Source organism: Mastigocladopsis repens PCC 10914 (genome assembly GCF_000315565.1).
Classification (GTDB): Bacteria; Cyanobacteriota; Cyanobacteriia; order Cyanobacteriales; family Nostocaceae; genus Mastigocladopsis; species Mastigocladopsis repens.
This window is the reverse complement of record NZ_JH992901.1, coordinates 2,611,043-2,632,136: the sequence shown is the minus strand read 5'-3', so window position 1 is coordinate 2,632,136 and position 21,094 is coordinate 2,611,043. Positions and strand designations below refer to the sequence as shown.

The 21,094-nt window shown below is 41.9% G+C and carries 14 protein-coding genes and 1 pseudogene; 10 read left to right on the top strand and 5 right to left on the bottom strand.

What is annotated here, in order from left to right; all coding sequences use genetic code 11:
• Positions 1–4 precede the first annotated feature (4 nt).
• A complete protein-coding gene (locus MAS10914_RS0113860; RefSeq protein WP_017316540.1) occupies positions 5–820 on the top strand; it encodes a DUF1838 domain-containing protein in 816 nt (271 codons plus the stop codon).
• A gap of 25 nt (positions 821–845) precedes the next feature.
• Here MAS10914_RS0113860 and MAS10914_RS0113855 read toward each other — a convergent pair whose 3' ends face one another.
• Positions 846–1,877: a hypothetical protein gene (locus MAS10914_RS0113855; protein WP_017316539.1), complete on the bottom strand. Its 1,032-nt coding sequence runs from the start codon at positions 1,875–1,877 to the stop codon at positions 846–848.
• A gap of 821 nt (positions 1,878–2,698) precedes the next feature.
• Here MAS10914_RS0113855 and MAS10914_RS0113850 point away from each other — a divergent pair.
• The 7 genes from MAS10914_RS0113850 to MAS10914_RS0113820 all read left to right on the top strand — a co-directional run bounded on the left by MAS10914_RS0113850 (position 2,699) and on the right by MAS10914_RS0113820 (position 14,238).
• Positions 2,699–4,603 carry a response regulator gene (locus MAS10914_RS0113850; RefSeq protein ID WP_017316538.1) on the top strand — a complete coding sequence of 635 codons (1,905 nt, stop codon included), beginning with the start codon at positions 2,699–2,701 and terminating at the stop codon, positions 4,601–4,603.
• Positions 4,604–5,003: 400 nt separating this feature from the next.
• Positions 5,004–7,907: a PAS domain S-box protein gene (locus MAS10914_RS32120; RefSeq protein WP_017316537.1), complete on the top strand. Its 2,904-nt coding sequence runs from the start codon at positions 5,004–5,006 to the stop codon at positions 7,905–7,907.
• An 18-nt stretch (positions 7,908–7,925) separates the two neighbouring features.
• Entirely contained in the window at positions 7,926–8,303 is a 378-nt protein-coding gene (locus MAS10914_RS0113840) for a response regulator (protein ID WP_017316536.1), read from the top strand.
• Positions 8,304–8,887: 584 nt separating this feature from the next.
• Positions 8,888–9,265, top strand: coding sequence for a response regulator (locus MAS10914_RS0113835; RefSeq protein WP_017316535.1), 378 nt, complete (start codon positions 8,888–8,890; stop codon positions 9,263–9,265).
• Positions 9,266–9,634: 369 nt separating this feature from the next.
• Positions 9,635–10,063, top strand: a complete 429-nt coding sequence (locus tag MAS10914_RS0113830; protein ID WP_017316534.1) for a response regulator — start codon at positions 9,635–9,637, stop codon at positions 10,061–10,063.
• 216 nt (positions 10,064–10,279) lie between these two features.
• A complete protein-coding gene (locus MAS10914_RS0113825; protein WP_017316533.1) occupies positions 10,280–10,657 on the top strand; it encodes a response regulator in 378 nt (125 codons plus the stop codon).
• A gap of 275 nt (positions 10,658–10,932) precedes the next feature.
• Positions 10,933–14,238 (top strand): methyl-accepting chemotaxis protein, encoded by a 3,306-nt coding sequence (locus MAS10914_RS0113820; RefSeq protein ID WP_017316532.1) that lies wholly within the window; start codon positions 10,933–10,935, stop codon positions 14,236–14,238.
• Between the two features lie 55 nt (positions 14,239–14,293).
• On the opposite strand, the gene MAS10914_RS0113815 is transcribed toward MAS10914_RS0113820, so the two are convergent.
• The gene (locus tag MAS10914_RS0113815) at positions 14,294–16,624 is read right to left on the bottom strand and encodes a CHASE2 domain-containing protein (RefSeq protein ID WP_017316531.1); all 2,331 of its coding nucleotides are present in this window, start codon (positions 16,622–16,624) and stop codon (positions 14,294–14,296) included.
• Positions 16,625–17,152: 528 nt separating this feature from the next.
• Positions 17,153–17,965, bottom strand: coding sequence for a sulfurtransferase (locus MAS10914_RS0113810; protein ID WP_017316530.1), 813 nt, complete (start codon positions 17,963–17,965; stop codon positions 17,153–17,155).
• A 111-nt stretch (positions 17,966–18,076) separates the two neighbouring features.
• On the opposite strand from MAS10914_RS0113810, the pseudogene MAS10914_RS34215 reads away from it, so the two are divergent.
• Both MAS10914_RS34215 and MAS10914_RS0113800 read left to right on the top strand, forming a co-directional pair.
• A pseudogene (locus MAS10914_RS34215) lies at positions 18,077–18,166 on the top strand (transaldolase family protein); the annotation flags it as partial.
• A 412-nt stretch (positions 18,167–18,578) separates the two neighbouring features.
• Positions 18,579–19,463, top strand: a complete 885-nt coding sequence (locus MAS10914_RS0113800) for an alpha/beta fold hydrolase (protein ID WP_026082547.1) — start codon at positions 18,579–18,581, stop codon at positions 19,461–19,463.
• Positions 19,464–19,579: 116 nt separating this feature from the next.
• On the opposite strand, the gene MAS10914_RS32115 is transcribed toward MAS10914_RS0113800, so the two are convergent.
• Together MAS10914_RS32115 and MAS10914_RS0113790 are read right to left on the bottom strand one after the other, a co-directional pair.
• Positions 19,580–20,305, bottom strand: a complete 726-nt coding sequence (locus MAS10914_RS32115; RefSeq protein ID WP_017316527.1) for a hypothetical protein — start codon at positions 20,303–20,305, stop codon at positions 19,580–19,582.
• 2 nt (positions 20,306–20,307) lie between these two features.
• Positions 20,308–20,940, bottom strand: a complete 633-nt coding sequence (locus MAS10914_RS0113790) for a ParA family protein (RefSeq protein WP_017316526.1) — start codon at positions 20,938–20,940, stop codon at positions 20,308–20,310.
• Between the last annotated feature and the right edge of the window lie 154 nt (positions 20,941–21,094).

Genomic DNA, 21,094 nt, shown 5'->3' with positions numbered 1-21,094 from the left:
GTCGATGGTTGCCGAAATCAAAGAATTTGATGCCCAGCAGTGGGTGAAAACTCGCTCATCTGTTGACCCTAAAGAATCTACCTTTCTCACCTGGAAGGGAAATATTTACGCTTTTCTCCCAGGGGAGAAGAAAAAACTCCTCTTTAAGATTGTGGGTATGAGCGTGAGTAGATGTATTCCTACAACAGAGGGTAGCTGGGATTTTACTTCTAGGGAACTGACTTATTACCTTCATCCAGAAACAGGTGAGATTTTGCACAAGTGGGATAATCCTTGGACGGGAGAAACAGTGTCAGTGGTACATGTTGCCAATAATCCCGTGCAGGGTCATTTTAAAGGCAAGTTTCCAGCGCCAGTGGAGGGAGACACTACAACCTTCGTATTTGATATATTTCCCACTTACCCTAATCCTCTGGCAGAAAATCCCAAGTTTGCTGAGTATACTCCACACAGAATTTATCAAGCGGCAGAATTGTTTAAATTAACCGTTCCCACCGCAGATTTATTGAACTCTGAACTTCCTTCGGTAACTGAACTCAAGCTGAGTTGGGATAGAATTGGTCAGTGGCTGCCTTGGATGAAAATGGGCACACGCCTTGGTCATCTCATCTACAGTGCTTATGGAAGCAAAGTGAATGGTTTTAGCGAGTTGCCGCAACTGCTGCAAGATGAAATCAATACCCGCGTTCCTTTGTACAAACAAGCACCAAAATCGTTTCTTGATGTGGAAGATATGACTTCTTGGCTTTACTTCCAACAGCACTTTGATGCTTATTTAGCTGGTGAAACCTTTCCACTGCCAGAGACGGAGGAGATTTAGTTTATGTGGATATCTTGTGACAATTTTACGAAGCTTCTAACAACGTCCAAAAGTAGCCATCTGGTGCTACGAAGGAGAAACTCATCTCGCCAAACTCGTTGACAAGTGTGTTTGTATAATTCTGTACGGAACTTGCTTTGATGCGATCGCAGTACAGGTTGAGTCCTCGTACCCGGTAGGTGTAAAGACAAATTCCCAAGCAGCCCGGTTGTGCAGCTTCAAACCGGGAATTTAATTTAATAAAACTTGGAAAGCGAACGATGTACATTCTACCGGAACGGGCAGCAAACAGGTTTGTTTGAGAAGATCGGGGATCATCAAAGGCGGTAACATAAAACTTTTCCCCTGGCTGGAGGTCAAAAATCTCTCGACCTGCTAAAGAAGATTCGTAGCTTGTTTCAACATCATCACGCACGCGCAACAAACCTAGAACTTGGTCATAAAACTTTAGGGTTTCTTTGCTATCATCCTGAATGACCATGCCCATGTGAGTAAACTGGCTTGTCTTGAGGGCAGAATTTCTGTTGATGTTTCCGTAGTGTGGCAGTGTGTAGCCAAACCTCTGGAATAGAACCTGTCGCGCCAAGGGTTGCAACAAAAGCATTTCTCTCACCCCTATCGCTGGTTCGATAAAAGGACAATTTTTCTTGTCCTTGTTGTAGATGACTTCCCAGTGAGGGTATGTGTATTTAATAGCCCAACCTGCTGCTTTTGCCTCCTCCACATGATTTAAGATGTTTAACACATCATCCGTTAAGGTCGTTGCCCAACGATTTCCCTTCACTTTCATTGACCCCATCCCTAATCCCTCATTGGGGAGATTTTGCCAAATCATCAGACGAAGTAAACCATGATCTGCATATTGGTGGTAAAGGCGAATCGAACGTAAGGATGAATTGACGCCATACAATTGGTAGGCTGCCGCTTGAGATAATTCACCCACTTGCCCAATGCGATAGCCAAATAGTTCCCAGTATTGAATAGCAGAAATTGGCTCTTTGACGCCAATACACACCTCGTAGATGCCTTCAATAGCAGTTTGTTGCCCCTGATTCATAGTTATTCATGACATATAATCAAAGTGCTCTTTTTAACAATATTTAGTTATCAGGATATCAGTTGATATTAAGGGATTTTAAAAGTATTTTTTTAATTTCTCTATGTAGAAATTGGTAGGCTTGATTTCTATTATTTCAGAATGAAAATGATAACTATTTACTCTTAACTGATTAAGTCATAGAATTTTTATATTTTAACAATTTTTAATATAAAAATATATTTAGAAAAAATGACTTCAAACAATCATTTAAGTATCAAATTTAACAAAAAAACAAAATTTCTTTCACTATAAAGATGTTGATATTTAACAAGAAACAATTAGTAGCAACAATCTCCACTTGACAAGTGCTATTTTTAACTTTATCGTTGTTTCTGCTTTATTGTAAGAGTCTTTATAGATTCTTTGAACAGTTTTGGAAAATTTTAGTGAAATCTTGGATAAATGCTTCAAAAACCTCTACTATCCTAGATATACTGTCTACTTAGTAGATAATACTACTAAGCTTAGTGTAATTTACTGCTAATTCAAGAAATTGGCAGTTACTGATCTTCAGGGTGAATCTCCATATAAACACAATTAGAAAATGTGTTCTCACAAATGTATGAAGATATTGCCTTCTGCTGAGCAAGTAGGCGTGAGGTTACTGTAGGCATATTGAAAAAATATAGGGTTCAACCACTGTTGAACTGTATTTGTGAATCCCACAGGCTACTCTCGTTTTGGGAGTACTAAAAGCAGACTTGTAAAAAATTTAGAAAACCTGTTTTCATTTTCTTTTTATACAGCAGGAGTCAATATCTCAAAAGGGGGAGTTTTATATGAAAATTCTTTTGGTAGAAGATGATGAATTTAATGCTTTATTGCTTGTAAAAGCCCTCAAGACATACAACTACCAGATTGAGACTGCCAACAATGGTCAAACTGGACTGGAGTTGGCAAAGATGTTTGACTATGACCTGCTTTTGCTAGATGTGATGCTTCCTAAGATGGATGGCATCAGCCTTTGTCGCCAACTCCGGCTAGAGGGCTATCAAATACCCATTCTGATGCTGACTGCAAACGATACTACCAGCCTTCGCGTTACAGGTATAGACGCAGGTGCTGATGATTATATCATCAAGCCGATTGATATGTCAGAGTTAGTAGCTCGGATGCGAGCGTTACTGCGGCGGGGAAAAGTGATTATACCTACTGTACTCACTTGGGAAAACTTACATCTTGACACCCACACCAGAGAAGTCAACTATAACGGCGAGAGTTTGCACCTCACTCCCAAAGAGTATGGCTTATTAGAGCTTTTCTTACGAAATCCCCGCCAGATATTTAGTCGAAGTGCTTTGCTCGACAGCGTTTGGTTATCCTCTGAATCTCCCGGAGAGGAAGCTGTGACAACTCAAATTAAGGGTCTGCGGCAAAAGTTAAAAGCAGTGGGTATGACCGAAGATTTGATTGAGACAGTTTACGGATTGGGCTATCGACTACGAGAAGATAAAAAGGAGACTCACAAGCAAGAGTCACACAAGCAGAACAAACAGAGGCGCAAAACAATATCTCATGCCCAGCTTTCTCAAAAACGCAAAGCTGAAGCAGAAGTTATGGTTCTAGTCAAAAGAATTTGGGAAGAGTTTAAAGAGAGTCGTCTGGGAGAACAGTTGGAGTTATTTGAGCGAGTGCTGGCACACTTATCAACTGGAAACCCAAATAACCAGCTGCTTGAACAAGCACAGACAGAGGCTCATCGTTTAGCTGGTACTTTAGGGTGTTATGGCTTGCATGAAGGTTCAAAACTAGCACGGGAAATCGAAGTATTACTGCAAACCCTGATCAGTTGGAAGCAATGCCCAGCTTGGCAGTTGGAGAGGTTGGAGAATTTAATCACATTACTGAAAAAAATATTACAGCAGCAGCCATCTCAAATTGCTACCCCTCCAACCTCTAAATTCCCACCGGCACGAGTGCTGATCATTGATGACGACACTGTGCTAACTGAACGAATCAAACTAGAGGCAGCACCTTGCGGTTTACAGGTAGAGGTAGCTACAGACTTGACCTCGGCAAAAAGTATACTTGCCTTGTCCCCCCCCGATGTCATTTTACTAGACCTGAGTTTTTCCAATTCACAAGAAAATGGTTTCACATTTCTCGGGGAAATCGCAGAGGAAACAAAAATTCCAGTGATAGTCTTTACAGCATCTAATCGATTTCGTTATCGAGTGGAAGCTGCGCGTCTGGGAGCGTATATCTTTTTACACAAGGCTACGCCTATCGATGAGGTGCTTTCTGTCGTGAGGATGGCAGTGTATCAGTATACTGCTACTGAAGCTAGAGTCATGGTTGTAGATGATGACCCCATCGTGCTAAATCATGTGAAATCGTTGCTTTTACCGTGGGGATTTCAAGTCACGACACTGCAACACCCTCAACAATTTTGGAAGGTATTAGAAGCTACTACCCCGGAGCTACTGATTTTAGACATTGAAATGCCAGATTTTAATGGCATTGAACTATGCCAAGTCGTTCGCACTGACAGTCGTTGGAGTCATTTGCCCGTACTGTTTCTCTCTGTCCATTCCCATGCGAACATAGTACATCAAGTATATGCAGTGGGAGCCGATGATTACGTGAGTAAGCCAGTTGTAGAACAAGAACTGATTACCCGCGTTCTCAATCGGTTAGAGCGCACACAAATGAGACAAAAATTAGCTGTTAGTGATCAAGAGTAAGCTGAGTCTGCATGATCATAGCCTTTTCATACTTGTCAGAAACTGGGGAATTTTAGGGGCGTGCAGAGGTGTCGAAGGTGAGATGGGGGTGTGGAGATTGGATGTTGTCCAGCCAGTGTAAAGTGATACTTAATGATTTTAGAGTTTTCTCTAAAATCCAGTTAGTTACAATTGAATTCAATAGAGTTCTTATGGGATAGGTATCTTGCCCATCCCTAATTTAACATCACTGGAGTAGGCTGCACTGTTTTCTCACTCACTTCTACATATCCATGCATTTTACAGGGATTTCACTTTTTGTTAAGTAAAATCTGATACTAAATGTAATTTTTGAGCGCTGATTTTTTTAAACTCCCACAAAAAGAAATTGAGAAATTGAGAGCAAAGTGTAGAAATTAGTATGTGTAATGTTCATGAAATATCCAAGATTAATCAGCACCTAGGCATAGCTTTGGAAGCAGCCAAAATGGTGATTTGGGATTGGGATTTGCTAACTAATTGTATTGTTTGGTCAAGCAGTGATCAAGAGTTATTTGGGTTTGCAGCCGGAACTTTTCCGGAAACTTATGAATCGGCTGTGGCTCGTATTTACCCAAAAGACCTAGAAGCTGTGACTTTAGTTTTGAATCAAGCACGCATTGAGCGGCATGATTATCATCAAGAATTACGGATTCTTGGCTCTAATGGCAGTATCCACTGGGTTGAGGCAAAGGGAAAGTTTTTCTATAACAATGAAGGTCAAGCAGTGCGGATGCTGGGTACATTGGTAGAGATGAGCGATTGCGCGGAGCGCACGCCTTACGGCGATGCTCGCAAAGCCAGAGAAGAACAACTACGTCTGTTGGAATCTGTAATCGTTCATACCAAGGATGCATTACTGATTACTGAAGCAGAACCCCTTGACCCTCCTGGTTCCCGGATTGTTTACGTCAACCCTGCTTTTACTCAAATGACAGGTTATACCTTGGAGGAAGTCTTAGGCAAGACACCGCGTATTCTCCAAGGTGAAAAAACTGAGCGGGTAGCTTTAGAGAAAATTCGCACAGCAATGCAAAACTGGCAACCCGTGCAGGTTGACTTGATTAACTATACCAAAGACGGTAAAGAATTTTGGGTAGAAATTAGTCTTGTCCCGGTGAAAGATGAAACAGGTTGGTATACTCATTGGGTAGCAGTACAGCGGGATATCACCGAGCGCAAGCAGACAGAAGCTGCTTTGAAACAGAGTGAGGAGCGGTTTCGCCAGCTAGCAGAGAATATCCAAGATGTCTTTTGGATATCCGACCCAATAAACGGCCAAATACTCTACATTAGCCCAGCATACGAAACAATTTGGGGGCGCAAGTGTGAAAGCTTGTATGCTAATTCGATGGACTGGATGAATAGCATACATCCTGATGACCGTGAAAGAGTGCAAGCGAATCTTTATGAAAGAGCACACCAAGGACAACAGTTTGAGCATGAGTATCGCATCGTGCGTCCAGACGGCAACGTGCGCTGGATTCGAGATCGGGGATTTCCCCTTAAGGATGAGATCGGACAAGTCCAACGTATCACAGGGATTGCACAAGACATCACAGAGCGCAAGCACACAGAAGTTGCCCTTCAGCAACTCAATGAGGAGTTAGAAAACCGAGTTAAACAGCGAACTCTTGAACTAGAAGCCTCTCAAGTCATCCTGCAACAACAGGTAGAACGAGAGAGGTTGATGAAGAGGCTCACTCAACAAATACGCCAGTCCCTTGATCTGAAAACAATCCTTAATACTGTCGTGACCGAAGTCCAAAAATTGCTAGCAGCTGACCGAGTTGTGGTCTACCAAGTCCAGTTAGATGGTACTGGAATCACTGTTGCCGAAGCTATGATGGGCGAATGGACTAGCATTTTAGACCAGGTATTCCCCGAAGAGACTTTCCCCCAACAATCCCACCAACAGTATCTCAAAGGACGAATTTATACCCTAACCGACCGTGACCAAGGGAAAATAGTACCCTGTTTGGCGGAATTTTTAGCAGAGATTCAAGTTAGGGCAAAGCTGGTGGTTCCCATTATCCAACAAGACAGCCTTTGGGGATTGCTCATTGTCCACCAGTGCAGTCAACCAAGAGAATGGCAGAGTTGGGAAGTAAGTTTGCTTAAGCAGTTAACTAGCCAAATGGCAATTGCTATTCAACAATCAGAACTCTACCAGCAACTGAAGGAAGAACTGTGGGAACACCAGAGAACAGAAGTCGCATTACGGCGCAGCGAAACTCTGTTTCGTTCTCTCAGCGAATTTGCACCTGTGGGGATTTTCTTATGTGATTCTCAAGGGAGAAATATCTATACTAATCCTCGCTGTCAAGCAATTTATGGCTGTACCTTTGAGGAATCTTTGGGGTATGGCTGGCTGAAATTGGTTCACCCAGAGGATTTACAAGTTGTTCCCCAGTGGTTCACACTTCTTGGAGCGCATCAAGAAGTCAAAGGTGAACTTCGTTTCATCCAAAATGACGGAACTATCCGCTACTGTCGAGTGAAGTCAGTTCCCATCTTTTCTGAATCAGGTGAACAAGTCACTCATGTTGGCATAGCAGAAGATATCACCGAAAGTCTGGCAATCGAGAAAATGAAGAACGAGTTTATTTCAGTTGTCAGCCACGAACTCAGAACTCCCCTGGCTGCCATTCACGGTTCTCTAGGATTACTCGCCGCTGGAGTCCTCAAAGACCAACCAGATACTGCTCAACAAATGCTAGAAATCGCCGCCAGTGATACAGAACGTTTGGTTCGTTTGGTCAATGATATTCTCGACTTAGAGCGCCTGAAAGCTAACAAAGTCACTTTGGTCAAACAGTGGTGCGATGCTGCTCAACTCATGCGTCAAACTGTGAAAACAGTGCAATCCCTAGCAGCAGAAAGCAATATTAAGCTGTTCATTTTGCCTACGTCTGTGCAAGTATGGGCAGATCCAGACCGAATTATTCAAACTCTTGTCAATTTGGTGAGCAACGCCATTAAATTTTCGCCTCCTCAAACTACGGTAACTTTAAGTGCCGCAGCCTTGTCAGATCACGTTTTATTTAAAGTTCAAGACCAAGGACGAGGCATTCCTTATGATAAGCTAGAAACGATTTTTGGAAAGTTCCAACAGGTTGATGCTAGTGACTCGCGCCAAAAAGGAGGAACAGGTTTGGGTTTGCCTATCTGTCGCAGTATTGTAGAACAGCATGGCGGCAAAATTTGGGCTGAAAGTGTGTTAGGAAAAGGGAGTGTTTTCTATTTCACTCTACCTCAACAGATCGACAGCGAAGGGTACGGGTAAAAGATGTAAGGTAGAGCTATGTCAGTAAAGCGCGTTTTGGTAGTTGATGACGAAAAAAACTTATGTCTTGTTATTAAAGCGTGTTTAGAAAATATAGGACATTGGGTAGTCGTAACCGCCCAATCTGGCAATGAAGGACTGGTGCTTGCCCAAACCGAACTCCCTGATGCTATTCTACTAGATGTCATGATGCCGGATATGGACGGACTGGTGCTGTTTCATACGTTACAAAATAATCCGGTGACTCAAGGAATTCCAGTTATTTTACTGACTGCTAAAGTGCAGCAGGTAGACTTGAATCAATTTGCAGATTTAGGCATCGCAGGTGTGATTGCCAAACCTTTTGACCCGTTGAAATTGGCGAACGAGGTAGCTGAATTGCTGGGATGGGAATAAGCTGTTGAGGATTTTTTTCCTCTCCTCGCTTCCGGGAAAGAATCAGCGGTGATGCCACAACCGTACTGCACCCAAATGCAAATCGCTATGATCCCAAATTAAAAAATCTTCAATAAACCTCTTGCACTCATTCATCAATCAATAGAGAAGAACAAACAGATGCAGAACGCACGCCTGGCAGTATTTCTCCTGAGTTCTGAGTTTCTAGCTGCGGTTCTCCCCTCACAAAAAATCGATTGAGTGCAAGAAGTCTAATAAACAGACTGTAGGGGTGCAAGGCTTTGCGCCCCTACTTAAGTATCTGTCGCATCTTGGTCGAAATTGGTATGAGCAACAACAAGATATGAAACATCCTCATTATTTTCTTATTTTTGTTGTTTAACTTTAACGAAGTAATCAAATTTACAATGAGTTCAATTACTTATGCTTAATTGCTCACAATATAAAAGCGATTTTAATGTATCTTCTGTTGTCATGAAATTATAGCATTTTTACTTAGCAACACAAATTCAGCAGAAAGCTTGTTAGAAAAATGTATTTTTTTGTACTTTTCCCGAATTGCTTGAAAGTTATAAAGTAGAGCTATGTTAGCAAAGCGCATTTTGGTCATTGATGACGAAAAAAACCTGTGTAGCGTTATTAAAATTTGTTTAGAGCACATAGGAGGTTGGCAAGTGCTGATAGCTCAATCTGGTAGCGAAGGATTGCTATTAGCTGAAACTGAACTCCCCGATGCTATTCTGCTAGACATCATGATGCCGGATATGGACGGATTGGTGCTATTACGTGCATTGCGAATCAATCCAGTTACGCGAAGAATTCCCGTGATTTTGTTGACTGCTAAGACGCAACCTGTGGACTCAAATCAATCCGCACACTTAGGCGTTCTAGAGGTTATTCCCAAACCTTTTGACCCTTTAGAGTTGGTGGATCAGGTAGCCCTAGTCCTGGGATGGGAATAAGCCTACCTACGTCTAAATCTTTTTATACTCACAGACATATAATTCCAAGCACGACGGAATCTTGAGAATCCTCAGAATTTCCTCATTTTCTTCGTATAGCTTCCTAAGATAAGTAGCTTATATCATGTTCGCTTAAGTACTTATCATAAGGACTGAGCCAAAAATGCTCACGACACGAGGACGCGGGGAGGTTTTTATTATGGGTGATTAGAAAGAATTGATACCAATGTTTGTATATTTCTAGGCAGAGAGACTTAACACTTAATCATTTAAAAAAGAAAATCTTATGGTTTAAATGCATTTGTAGTTTTGACAAAGCTTTAGCATTCTAAATTGGTATCTGTATTAATTGTTTGCTACGAGAGTCGTATGCAGGAACAACAGACAACGGGAAAACCTGTTACGAAAAGAGTTTTATATATTGATGACGAACCTAATTTGCAACTCATTGTGAAAACCTGTCTCCAAACCTTAGGAGGGTGGGAGGTTGAAGTAGCAAAATCCGGTGCAGAGGGCTTAATCAAAGCAGAGGAGTTGAAACCAGATGCCATCATTTTAGATGTGATGATGCCGGAAATGGATGGTGTTGCTTGCTTGCAAAAACTACGCTTAAATATCAAAACTCAAGAAATACCAGTGATTTTTTTAACAGCAAAGAGGGGTCTTACTGAACGGTGTCGGTTTTCAACATTGGGTGCAGTGGGGGCGATCGCCAAACCGTTTAACCCTATGACTCTGGTTCCTCAGATTGCAAAAGTTCTTGGTTGGAACCTAGAGGATTCAAATCTACTTAAATAAAAGATGCATATACCTTTAATTGGGTTATTTAAATATTGAATATTTGTTGATTATCTAAATATTTGGGAAAGCTTTCTTAAAGAAGTAAATTTTTTAGCAGGATTTGTAAGCAGGTCAAGATAATCGAGCCAGAAAACTAAGTCTAGAGTATTCGGCAATGTCATACTGGTTATGCAATCAACCAAACAACTATTTCTTCAAAATTAAGGTAGGAGTATGACTTTGCTTGAAAAAATTCTAATTGTAGACGATTCTGTTAGCCAATTGGAACTCTTGTGTCATTACCTGGGAGATAGCGTTTACCGCATAATTAAAGCGACTAGCGCTCAAGAAGCTTTGAAAATTGCCTTACAAGAAGAACTTGACTTGATAATTACTGACGTAGTTATGCCTGACATGAGTGGATTTGAGTTATGCCGATCTCTTAAAAAAAATCCAGCTACTCAAAAAGTGCCCATTGTCATTTGCAGTTCTAAAAATCTGGAAATTGACAAATTTTGGGGGATGAAGCAAGGCGCCGCCGCTTATGTTTCTAAACCCTTTACCCGCGAACAACTGCTGTATGCCATTAAATCAGTGGCAGTGCCAATGTAAATATTACATTTTTTAGGCACATTTTTTGGGTTTATTTGTAACAGAAATAAAGTGTATAAACAATTTATTTCCTGATACTATTTAACCTACTGAGTAACAATAAATACAAAGGATGTTTCCCTATTAATGTTAATGTGTTTAGCGAATTAACTCAATCTTATTAGTGTCCCACTTAACAGGGTATTGTTCAGTCTTTATTTTCATACAGGGAGTTGCATCTACCATTGGAACTCAAACATGACTCGTTCAAGCACATGATTTATGAGGATTGGTAGATGGTTAAAATGATTGACAAAGATAAAAATCATGCTGCCGACAAAAATGGAGATTTTTCCAAAACTTCATTTAAAGTATCTTCGGAAAAAGGTACTGTCCTACAGCATAAAAGTCACTTGAAAACTTCACCTATCAGGCGTATTGTTTCTTGGGTAAGGCGGACAAGCTTACGCACCAAGGTAATAAGCTTTACCTTTATTATTGGTATCCTGCCAGTCTGTGGAGTTGGGGTAGTCACCTATTACTTGGTGAACCAAACAACGACAAGGGAAATTGCCAACCACAAGCAAGACAGAGCCAGGTTATTGGCACATAATATCAGCAGTTTCATGCACAGACGGTATCGAGATATTCAAATACTCTCTAGACTGACTTTCCTGCAAAATCGCAAATTAAGGGAAGTGATAAGTCGCGAACAGATGCAAGCACGGCTAAGTAACTATTTAGATATTGAAGGCAGCTATGAAAACATTGCCGTTTTTGATATGAATGGTAATTTGGTTGTCGATTCAACAGGAAAACCGATTCCTAACCAAAAAAACGAAGGGTATTTTCAAGCAGTTCTCAAAACTAATACTCCATATATTAGCCAACCCATATTCACAAAAAGCCTAGACAAGTCTAAACTTTACATGGCTGCGCCTGTTAAAGATAGTGATACAGGTGAAACAATCTATATTATTCGGACAGTTATACCTGTCCAATCTTTGGCAAAGGTAGTTCTGATACCCCAAGTTATTCAAGATGATTACGACATCGTAGACGCTTCAGGAAAAATATTCCTGTCTAGGACAGGGAGTCAAACTGGTTTAGATGCAAAAAAAGCACTTCCTAACTGGGAAAAACGACAAACAGATAAGCAAATAACAACTGAAATTTTATTTAACCAAAACAACAATTCTGAAGAATTAGTAACCTACGCGCCTTTGGAAAACATGCAAGGGTTGCCAGATTTAAAATGGACATTAGTTTTGAGTTTAGATACAGCAACTGCATTTGCCACCCAGAGACAATTATTACTAGCACTGGAAATAGGGGCGCTCATAACGGCATTGCTGATTGGTGGAATCGCAGCATTTATAGCCAATCGCCTGATGAAGCCAATTGAAGCTGCTACTATGGCAGTACAAAAATTGGGTAAAGGCAATCTTGATACTCGGATTGCGATCAAAGGCGAAGACGAACTTGCAACCTTGGTTTATCACATTAACCAAATGGCAGACCAAGTGCAAGACCTACTACAAAAACAAATCGCCGAAGCTGATCAATTAAAGTTGTTGACAAACATCTTGCTCTCGATTCGCTCCTCTCTCAATTCTGACGAATTGTTCAACATAACAGTGACAGAAGCAAGACTTGCCCTCAAAGCAGATCGAGTCGTTATTTATCACTTCAATGCTAAAGGAGGCGGACAAGTTATAGCCGAATCAGTGACTCCTGGGTTGCCTGTTGCTTTTGGGGAAACAGTTGAAGACGCCTGTATTGATAGAGACCTTATAGAGGCTTACAGACAAGGTCGGGTTATGGCTGCTAACAACGTTTTGGAAGCAGGTTTTTCAAGCGAACATCAGCAGTTGATGGAAAAATTGCAAGTCAAAGCAAACTTGGTAACGCCAATTTTAAAAGATAACCACGTCTTTGGCTTTTTGATTGCTCATCACTGTCACGAAATTCATGTTTGGCAGCCATATGAAATTAATTTTTTGCAGCAGTTGGCACTTCAAGTTGGGCTAACCTTGGAACGTGTGAGTTTACTGGAAGTGACACAGACACTAAAAGACCTTGCTGTCCACTTGTCTAGAACTCACAACTCACAAGACATCAACAATTTGGCAGTTCAAAGCATCCGAAAAGCCTTGAAGGTGGAGCGAGCAGTCATTTACAAAATAGACGAAAACTTGCACGGAAGCGTCATTGCGGAATCAGTCGTTGCGGGTTGGCCTTGTTCGTTGGGGGCAGAAATTTACGACCCATGCTTGAAAGATTATATTGATAAGTATCGGCAAGGTCGCGTTGTCGCAATTAACAATATTTACCAAGCCAATCTCAATGACTGTTACATTAAACAACTAGAACCGTTTGCAGTTCAAGCAAATTTGGTCGCACCAATTCTAATCGGTGACACACTGCTTGGCTTATTAATTGCCCATCAGTGTTCCCAACCTCGTCTATGGCAGCAGTCTGAAATTGATTTGTTTGAGCAGTTTGCCAGAATTGTTGGACTGGCTTTAGAGCGAGCCGATTTTTTAGAGCAAGCCGAAGAAGGACGCCAAGAAGCAGAAAAAATTTCTCAACAGCAACGTCAGCAGAAAGAAAGACTGCAACTGCAACTACTAAAATTGATAGATCGGCTTGAAGGAGCATCTCAAGGAGACCTGACAGTGCGTGCTGAAGTGACCGCTGGAGAAATTGGCACTGTGGCTGACTTTTTCAACTCCTTATTGGAAAGTTTGCAAGAGATTGTTACCCAAGTCAAACTAGCCGCAACTCAGGTAAATGGTGCAATTGCAGACAACTCAGGAGCAATGGGTCAACTAGCAATTGAAGCACTCAAACAAGCACAGGAAATTAGCTATACCCTAGATGCTGTTGACCAAATGAGGCAATCGATTAAAGCCGTAGCAAAAAGTGCGAAGCAAGCCGCAGATGTTGCTCGTACGGCATCTCACGCCGCCGAAACCGGAGGCACAGCTATAGACCTGACAGTCGAAAATATTATAGGTTTGCGCGAGACAATAGGGGAAACAGCGAAAAAAGTCAAGCGTCTTGGAGAATCTTCGCAACAAATTTCGCGTGTGGTGGCATTGATTAACCAACTTGCCATGCAAACCAATTTGTTAGCCATCAATACGGGCATTGAAGCGGCGCGTGCTGGTGAAGAAGCTCAGGGTTTTGCCGTGATTGCTGAAGAAGTCGCCGTACTAGCAGCTCAAAGTAGCGAAGCAACTGAGGAAATTGAACAAATTGTTGCCAATATCCAACGGGAAACCAGCGATGTCGTCAAGGCTATGGAGTTGGGAACTACGCAGGTTGTTGAAGGGACTCGTTTGGTTCAAAATACCAAGTACAGTTTAAACCATATTTTTGAAGTCTGTCGCCAAATTGACCAATTGGTGCAGTCAATTTCTACCGCTACAGTATCCCAAGTGCAAACCTCTCAAGAGGTCTCTGTTCTGATGCAAGATATCGCCAAAGTCTCAGAAATGACAAGTAATTCATCTCGTCAGGTTTCTACATCTCTCCAAACAACTGTGGAGATTTCCCAGCAATTGCAAGAGAGTGTGCGGACATTCAAGGTGAATTAGATGGAGTAGAGTATGAAAGTCAAAAGAATTTTTTACTTTTCCATACCTTACAAAACTACACAATTTGTTTCAAATCCTGTAAGACAGCAGCAGCTGATTGATAGCGATCGCTAAAGTGGTAACGCACCATCTTATCTAAAATCTGTGCCAATTCCTCGCTGACTTGCGCCCATTGACGCCACATCACAGTACCCGTATCATGGTTTGGCTGGAGATCGTGGGGTAATAACCCAGTGATTGCCTGAATGCCCATCATCCCCAACGCATAAATATCACTGCACAAGCGGGGATGACCGGCAAATTGTTCTGGTGGTGCGTAACCCCGCGTCCCAATAGCTACTGTCTCTAATTCAGTTTGGTCTTGAGTTGGTGGTTGCATCATTTTCACTGCACCAAAGTCAATCAGCACGAACCTATTATCTGTCGAACGCCTGATAATGTTACTCGGTTTAATATCTCGATGAATCACACGATGCTCATGAACAAATGCCAAAACTTCTAAAATTCCTTTGAGCATATCGATAACAAAAGGTTCATGCTGCACGCCCCGTACAGGTGGTAATTCCTCACTCAAAGCATTTCCCTGAATATATTCTTGTACTAAATAAAACTCACTCTTATCTTCAAAATATGCTAAAAGCTGTGGAATTTGATGATGTTTTCCCAAAGCCTCCAAAATTTCGGCTTCGGCATCAAATAACCTTCTCGCAACTTGCAAAAATTTTGTATCTCGACGAGCAGGCATCAGTTGTTTAACAACACAGATAGGATGACCTGGACGCTGAGTATCTTCTGCTAAATAAGTGCAACCAAACCCCCCTGAACCAAGAACTTTATTGATTTTGTAGCGTCCGCTTAAGACGGAATCACCAGTTGTTTTTTCTAGGGTATCAATTCTTGATGAAATATGATGATGTTTGTCTTTAATAATTGTACTTTCTTTTAATAGTGTATTTAACTGCTCTATTGCCTCTTGTTGTTTTTCGACTTGCAAAATAATGACCTTAGTTTGCTGCTGAGTTTGGTATGTGGTGTAAACCATAACGCTAACGCCACTGATGACCAATGCTATGGCAGGCGGTACTAACGGCACCCACCCTGCTTGCAGAAACAACATAGCGCAAATCACCACCAAGCCACTTAGGGCGACACCTCCCACGACAACCAGCACAAAAGGATGTCGCACTCGCCACGCTAAAGCAGCACCTAAGAGCGACCACACCCAGACCCATACAGCTTCAGCCCAGTCAGGCAAGTACCAAAACAGAGGTCGCCCATCCAGCACTGTACTGAGCATCTGACTGACTATCTGTGCATGAATAAAGACAGCAGGCATCCTTGCAGGTTGGTTTGGCAAAGCACTGTATGGTGTGTAAAAACCAGGATGAAGGCTAGGAGACTTAGTACCGATAATGACGAGACGATCTTTTATCCAGTTAGGATTTATACTGCCGTTTAGGACTTGTGTGAAAGTGACTTCCTTGGCCAGACGATGCGGATGGTGGTAATTCAGCATGATTTGGTAGCCGCCCTCATCCATCCTTTTATAACCACCTGCATTACTGTCGAGAAATTGAAAACTGGCTTTTACCTTTTGTGAATGAGCATCAAGGAGCCTTAAGTTATTTTCATCGCTGAAATCTGGTTTAATGCCTTCTTTTTCCAAATAACTCATTGCAAGTAAAGCAGCAAACGAGAAGTTCGTTGTACATTTCTTGTCTTGTGCGGAATGAGCAAACAACAAACTGCGGCGGACAATGCCATCTTCATCAGATATCAAGTCGGTAAATCCGACATTATCTATCGGAAAATTAGATGGTGGTGCAATTTCCGGCATACCCATGCTGCTGAATGTACACGTACTGAAGATGTTATCTCGACGCTTTAAACCAGATCCCAAATTCGCTTGTTCAGATCTATATATATTTAGACCAATAACACGGGGTTGATAGGACTGTAATTTCGCCAGCAACTCGTTAATTTTAGTATCTGACACAGGCCATCTGTATTGCCGAATATCATCTTCAGTGACAGTCACTAGCAAAATACGCGGATTGGCTGCTTCAGTAGGACGTAACTGTAGCATCTGGTCATATGCTCTTAACTCCCAAGACTGCAACCATTTCAGTTCCCGAACTCCCAGTACTAGGGCGGTGACACCCAAACTGGTCACAAGAACAGTTCGCAGCCAGCCATTGGGAGCATTGTTGTGAAAAGAAGTGCCTTCTTTGGGAGCCTCAGTGAAACCAAACTCCTCCGACTTGCGTTCAACAAGCGGATCGCGATGTCGATTCAACATGTGCACAGATGGGGAGGCTGGAAAAGTCAAACGACACCCATGTTTTGCCCATGAAGCACGCAGTTTTTGTAATAGTCCTGTAATCACGGAAATGCGGTGCTAGCCAGAATGTGGTATACGTTCTGAACCTGGCTCTAAAGTTCCAGGCTCTAGATTTGGGAGAATTGAGATTATCCCAGGTATTATTCACTCTAGCAATTTAGTTGCTAGTAGGAACTGCGTGTACTGCCACACACCAAAAAACTTCACTTTCTGCTCTCTCCCATAAGCAACTCGTCATTATCCCTAACTTTTCACGGGAAGTCCTCAAATTACAAAACAGAGTGGCTTTTTCCACAGTATTCTTCTCAATAGTTGTGGATTAATGAAAATGATATTTAGAACCCAATACCGTTCAGATAAGACCAGAATCCTTATCAGGAACACAATGTAGAGACGCGCCATGGCGCGTCTCTACACACGTAATTTTTTACACATCAATATTAACTGAACCGTATTGATTTAGAACCACAGATTAACACAGATTATTTATCTGTGTGCATCTGTGGTTTATTTTCATCAAATCGACTTTTGCAACAAGTTTATTGAATACGAACGAGAACCGCCATAGATGATTTATTCAAGTGGATACTTCTCAGATGGAGAAGCTGACCATTCCCACATTGAACCAGCATAATTCTTCACATCAGAAAAGCCTAAGTTAGCGAGAACAGCTACAAAAAAAGCCGAGCGAATTCCTCCCGTACAATAAGTAACAAGAGGAGTATTCTGCTGAATTCCTAATGTTTCTAATTTCGCGATAATTTCCTCAGGCTTAAGTAAATTTCCCTTACTATCCATTAAATCCTTAAAGTAGAAATGCACTGCCCCAGGGATATGTCCTCCTCGCTGTTCACCATAAGGAGTTGCACCAGCATATTCTGGCTTTTCACGAGTATCAATGACAATCAACTTGTTTTCTGAAAGGTTGACTTGAAGTTGATCACGCTGAATTTCCCATAAAGCGGTACGGTTGACAACAAAATCTCCTATTTCTGACGGTTGATTGAGTCCACGAGTTGTCGGAACACCTGCTTTGACCAGTGCATTGTGCCCACCATCAACAAAAGCTACACTTTGGTGTCCTAAAGTGCGTAACATCCAAACAATGCGTCCTTCTTCCCCAAAATTGTGAGGAGGATTGCCAATAACAATGACAGGTTTAGAGTTAAAAATACCAAGTTGACGCAGTTTTTGTTCTAAAATATTTGCATCTGCAAGTAATTTTCCCCGATGGGGTTTTTTGTTTTTTGAAAATTGCTGCCAAGTGACGTGAACAGCACCTGATATGTGTTCAATCAACAATGCCAATTTATTGCGAGTATCGAGAATGGTCGCCCCTTGAGATATTAATTGCTTGGCTTCATTAGCACTTATTATCCATAGCATATTTATCTAAGCAACGACTATAGCAATCCTAAATCATTCATGAGAAATTTGGAAATAATTGGGCGATTAGAAATCGCTACTACACAAACAAACTCCACCTATGTGGACTTCGCAGCACAGGCAGCAGTGGCACGGGAAGCGGGTACTAAAATGGCGATCGCCTATGTCAATCGTGCGACCCGGTTATTAGGTGATGGCATCAAATAGATGGTTAAGTTGCTCGCTGAGAGCGTTAAATTCTTGCCTGGGGTTCCAACGACTTAACATATACAGCGCTTCTCATCTAAATGAAGTACTAATTTATCTGTGTTCATTTGTACGGCAGTTGCTTCAACGGGGGGAACCCCCGCAACGCACTGCCTTGTCCATCTGTGGTTCATTATTTCTTTGTGTACCTCACCCAATTGCAAACCGCTGTATAGTTCTCCCTGCTATCAAGAAACTCGTTGTTTTCAATCAAGTCAGGAATTAAATCCTTCCTTTGATTCTCATATTATTGCAAGATAAAAATATGGTTGGTTCGGTTCTTATCACCCAAGAAATCTTGATGAGCGACCACAAAATTAGACATGATATATTGCCCACTCTACTACCACAAGGTAAACTAAATTCTATGTTTCCAAGTTTCTTACCAACTACAGTTGGGGGACTCACAGAAACCGCCTCGATGACTCTTGCTCAAAGCATTGAGCAGATAGCGATCGCCACTCCCTTGAGTACACAACCAATTACCACGACCTATGTGCGTCAGGGGAGTGGGGATGTACCTTTGCTGTTGATTCACGGCTTTGATGGTTCTGTGTTGGAGTTTCGCCGCCTTGTCCCCCTGCTTGCGGTACAAAATGAGACATGGGCAGTGGATTTGTTGGGTTTTGGGTTTACAGATAGACCAATGGGGGTAAAGTTTAGCCCCAGCGCCATTAAAACCCATCTCTATTATTTCTGGAAAACCCTGATTAACCGACCTGTTATCTTAGTAGGCGCTTCCATGGGAGGTGCAGCAGCAATTGATTTCACCCTGACTTACCCAGAAGTTGTCCAAAAGTTAGTGTTAATTGATAGTGCTGGTTTGGCGGGTGGTCCACCGTTAAGCAAATTCATGTTCCCACCTTTGGACTATTGGGCAACTCAGTTTTTACGTAATCCCAAAGTTCGGGCGAGTATTTCCCGTGCTGCTTACAAAAACAAGGAGTTAGCATCACTTGATGCCCAATTATGTGCAGCACTCCACCTAGAATGTTCAGACTGGCATAAAGCTTTGATTGCTTTCACCAAAAGTGGTGGTTACAGTGCATTTAGATTTAAGAATATAGGACAAATTGTGCAACCTACGCTCATTTTGTGGGGCGATTCTGACAAGATTTTAGGTATCAGGGATGCCAAGAGGTTTAAGCTGGCAATTCCAAATAGTAAACTTATCTGGATTAAAGATTGTGGTCATGTTCCTCATTTGGAACAGCCACAAATGACTGCACAGCATATTTTAGAGCTTGGATAATTTAAGAGGTTTGTCCTTTGTCATTAATCTTTTGTAGCAAAAAGGACAAAGGACAAAGGACTAATGACGGTCATCACGAAAAGATGTGTTAGTTATACACAGAGCTTCGGAATTCCTTAATCAAGCAACCACATCGGAGAGGAATTGTCAACAGACTCTTCAGGCTTATTTACAGGCTGTCTTTCTGGTAGGTGGTATGATTTTCTATTGCTTATTGAGCTTTTTATTGATTTTGGTGATGATTGATTGTCTTCCTTTTTCTGTTGTGATGATTGAGTCTTTTCCTTTTCCTGTTGTAATGTAGTGATTGTTTCTGTCAGTTTTGAATTAGCGCCTGCTAGGTGGACGGCTGCCTGTTTTGCATCGTCAAGCTCTGTTTTCAGTTTTGCTGCTAATTTTTTTTGCTTAGATAAATCTGATTGCAAATCAGCAACTTCCTGTTGAAAAGAAGCTTCTTTTTGCTGTGCTTTTTCTATAGTTTCTTTCAAATCTTTAACAAGAGAAGTTTCTTGTTGTTGTGCTTTTTCTATAGTTTCTTTCAAATCTTTGACAAGAGAAGTTTCTTTTTGCTGTGCTTTTTCCAAAGCTTCCTTCAACTCTTTTACAGTTGCTTCTAACTCGGCTTTTGTTGGATTTGTACGCTTAGATGTTGTTGAATCGGCTGCTTGTTTTGATTCCTCTTCTAGTTGAGCAGAACCCTCTTCTTTCCCCGTATCATTATCGGAGGGGGAGGAGGGATTATTGTCAGTGATAGCAACAACGTCGATAGTCGTTTCACCTTCTGGTGGTGAAAATTTTTGTGCTTCTTCTTGTAATAAGTCAGAAAGATTTTTCTTAGCCATTATTATTCCCTCCAATCACGCTTTAGTTCTTCAGCTACGCGGCGGTAGTCTGACTCCGCCTCCCGTGCGTTCTTTCCTCGCCCTTGGCTAATTGGCAAACCCTCAAGTGCAGCTCGTTCGTGCGCTTTGTAGGCGCGGATGAAGGCTTTACAAGCAGGAATTCCCATCTGCATAAGAGTGTTTTGAGCTTCCAGCACTTCCCCCAAACTCCGCGTATCCACCTTAGTCAACAGGATTCGATGGGGCTTTCCCACAGGAATAACTGCTTTTTGGACTGTCTCAATCAGGACAGCCAAATCCATTGGTGCACATGGTGTGGGCAAAACCAGATAATCTGCTACAGCCACTACCGCCGCTAATGCTTCAGAGCGCAGCGCCGGAGGCGTATCTACTACTACTAAATCGTAACCTGTTATTCTTCGTAAATGACCTAAAAGTTTGGGGTCAGTTGACTGTGATAAATCAAATCCCATGCTCTTGTCAGAGCGCCCAAACCACCAAGTGGCAGAACCTTGAATATCTGCGTCGATTAAAAGAACCTTTTTTTCCTCTGCAAAAGTTGCAGCCAGGTTGACTGCGGTCGTTGTTTTACCGACGCCTCCCTTACCGTTGAGGATAGCGATGATTTTTGGCACTGCTTGCTTCCGACGCTCCTTTCACAGAATATACCTCCAAAAAGGGGAATAAGGAATCGGGAATAGGGAATAGAAGAGTACTTTTACACCCTGACACCCCCACACCTGTTCGCCAAAAAAGTCACAATAGAAGCATTCAGCGCTCAACGCTACA

Coding starts and splice junctions, on each gene's coding strand:
- MAS10914_RS0113860 (WP_017316540.1), top strand. CDS start 5: ATGGTTGCCGAAATCAAAGAATTTGATGCCCAGCAGTGGGTGAAAACT.
- MAS10914_RS0113855 (WP_017316539.1), bottom strand. CDS start 1,877: ATGAATCAGGGGCAACAAACTGCTATTGAAGGCATCTACGAGGTGTGT.
- MAS10914_RS0113850 (WP_017316538.1), top strand. CDS start 2,699: ATGAAAATTCTTTTGGTAGAAGATGATGAATTTAATGCTTTATTGCTT.
- MAS10914_RS32120 (WP_017316537.1), top strand. CDS start 5,004: ATGTGTAATGTTCATGAAATATCCAAGATTAATCAGCACCTAGGCATA.
- MAS10914_RS0113840 (WP_017316536.1), top strand. CDS start 7,926: ATGTCAGTAAAGCGCGTTTTGGTAGTTGATGACGAAAAAAACTTATGT.
- MAS10914_RS0113835 (WP_017316535.1), top strand. CDS start 8,888: ATGTTAGCAAAGCGCATTTTGGTCATTGATGACGAAAAAAACCTGTGT.
- MAS10914_RS0113830 (WP_017316534.1), top strand. CDS start 9,635: ATGCAGGAACAACAGACAACGGGAAAACCTGTTACGAAAAGAGTTTTA.
- MAS10914_RS0113825 (WP_017316533.1), top strand. CDS start 10,280: ATGACTTTGCTTGAAAAAATTCTAATTGTAGACGATTCTGTTAGCCAA.
- MAS10914_RS0113820 (WP_017316532.1), top strand. CDS start 10,933: ATGGTTAAAATGATTGACAAAGATAAAAATCATGCTGCCGACAAAAAT.
- MAS10914_RS0113810 (WP_017316530.1), bottom strand. CDS start 17,965: ATGCTATGGATAATAAGTGCTAATGAAGCCAAGCAATTAATATCTCAA.
- MAS10914_RS0113800 (WP_026082547.1), top strand. CDS start 18,579: ATGTTTCCAAGTTTCTTACCAACTACAGTTGGGGGACTCACAGAAACC.
- MAS10914_RS32115 (WP_017316527.1), bottom strand. CDS start 20,305: ATGGCTAAGAAAAATCTTTCTGACTTATTACAAGAAGAAGCACAAAAA.